Source organism: Granulicatella sp. 20925_1_28, from assembly GCF_041433575.1.
Classification (GTDB): domain Bacteria; phylum Bacillota; class Bacilli; order Lactobacillales; family Aerococcaceae; genus Granulicatella.
Genome location: NZ_JAPWBS010000031.1, coordinates 1 through 1,637, shown reverse-complemented (window position 1 = coordinate 1,637; position 1,637 = coordinate 1). Strand labels below are relative to the sequence as shown.

Here is a 1,637-nt window from a genome sequence, read left to right as displayed (position 1 = left end):
GTACAATAGAATAAAATAGCAATTGCTTTAGACCATTTAATATGCTTTTGATAAGCTCCCGCTGTTAAGAACATCATATTTGAAGTAGCTAACTCGCCATTTAAAAATACAGCATAAACTAATCCCCAAGTGAAGATAAATGCAAAAGTAAATCTACTTAGCGCAGGGTTTAATCCAGCAATAATTTGTGCTGCATGAGCTCCTGCGGCTGTACTCATCGTTAAAAATGCTCCTGCAAACATTGAACGCAGTGCATAACGCATTTTACTCTCGTCAAAAAGCGCCTCCTTTTTTTGACATGCTTTTTCAAGTTTTGTATTGAACTCACTCGTGTGTTCCATAACATTCCTCCTAAAAATTAATTACACTTTAGTATACCATTTTTATCACAAATGCAAAGTCTTTTCTATCTTTTTTGTCAAAAATTACTTTACAAGTTTTCTGAAGATTGTTAGAATGAGGGCTGATTAAAACAGCCTAAAGGAGATTCTCATGAAGAAAATTTTTGGAATTTTAACAGCAGCTATATTCTTAACCGCATGTGGACAAACACCTGCAAATACGAACTCAACGACGACAAGTGTTGAAACGACTACTGCTGCCCAAACCACTAGTGTTACTCTAAATGTTACAAAAGACGGTCAAGCCATCGAAGGGAGCCCGTTCACCCTTACATTCAAAGAAGGCGACAATCTTCTAGACGTGATGAAAGCACAACTAAAAATCGTTGAGAAAGACGGCTTTATCTCTTCTATCAACGGTGTGGAACAAGTCCCAGCCGAAAACAAATACTGGTTATTCGACGTAAACGGTACGATGAGCCCTGTCGGTGCAAAAGAAGTCATCTTAAAAGCAGGTGACGTCATCGACTGGAAACTCAATAAACTTCAATAGTCCGATGGTCAATTCAACTAAAAAAATCACTCTTATCGCCCTACTATCAGCCTTTTGCGTGATTGGAAGACTTGGACTTCTCTCCCTTCCAAATGTTCAACCGATTACCGTTGTGGTCATTTGGATTACGCTAGAACTTGGACTTTTGTACGGCGTTGCTATCGGTAGCATCTCCATTTTGATTTCCAACCTTTTAGTAAGCATGGGGCCGTGGATGCTCTATCAGATGATTAGTTTTGCCCTCGTCTGCACTTGTGCATTTCTTCTTCGTCCATTGTGGAGAAAAAGAAAACAATTCCCGTGCCTAGCTTGGATTCTTTTTCCAATCTTTGCAGGACTCATGGGCTACTTATACGGCTTTATCATCTCGATTTTCTGGGTATTCAGCATGCCTGGTCTGAACTTCTGGATTTACTACTTAAACGGCGTTCTATTCGATACGTACCACGCCATCGGAAATGTCGTCTTCTGGATCTTATTGATTCCACTGTTCGAGAAGTTAAATCCATTCAAAATGCTACAAAAATAATAACAGACATAAAATCTCCCTTGTAAAAGGTTGGTTTTAAGTCTGTTTTTTTCTTTATAAATGATGACGTAAAATCTTTACGGATATCTTTATAGTAGGAATCATAAGGAACGCTTATTAATTCTTTTCCGGATTTCGAATAAATTCCCAAATCTTAGACACGTCGTCTAAACTCCTTGACACTTTTGTATTGACATCCACTGTTCCTTCTGCG

Annotated in this window: 3 protein-coding genes; 2 read left to right on the top strand and 1 reads right to left on the bottom strand. The window is 38.5% G+C overall.

Features of this window, described 5'->3' with window-relative positions; translation table 11 throughout:
* On the bottom strand, nucleotides 1-341 hold a 341-nt coding region (locus O3793_RS08850), incomplete at its 3' end, for a formate/nitrite transporter family protein (RefSeq protein WP_371446964.1).
* Nucleotides 342-492: 151 nt separating this feature from the next.
* Between O3793_RS08850 and O3793_RS08845 the strand changes: the two genes are divergently transcribed.
* Together O3793_RS08845 and O3793_RS08840 are read left to right on the top strand one after the other, a co-directional pair.
* Nucleotides 493-894, top strand: a complete 402-nt coding sequence (locus tag O3793_RS08845; RefSeq protein ID WP_048713725.1) for a DUF4430 domain-containing protein — start codon at nucleotides 493-495, stop codon at nucleotides 892-894.
* A 4-nt stretch (nucleotides 895-898) separates the two neighbouring features.
* Entirely contained in the window at nucleotides 899-1,423 is a 525-nt protein-coding gene (locus tag O3793_RS08840) for an ECF transporter S component (protein ID WP_371446962.1), read from the top strand.
* Nucleotides 1,424-1,637 lie beyond the last annotated feature (214 nt).

What these genes read in the sequence shown, in the direction of transcription:
- O3793_RS08845 (WP_048713725.1), top strand. Translation starts at nt 493, where the DNA reads ATGAAGAAAATTTTTGGAATTTTAACAGCAGCTATATTCTTAACCGCA.
- O3793_RS08840 (WP_371446962.1), top strand. Translation starts at nt 899, where the DNA reads ATGGTCAATTCAACTAAAAAAATCACTCTTATCGCCCTACTATCAGCC.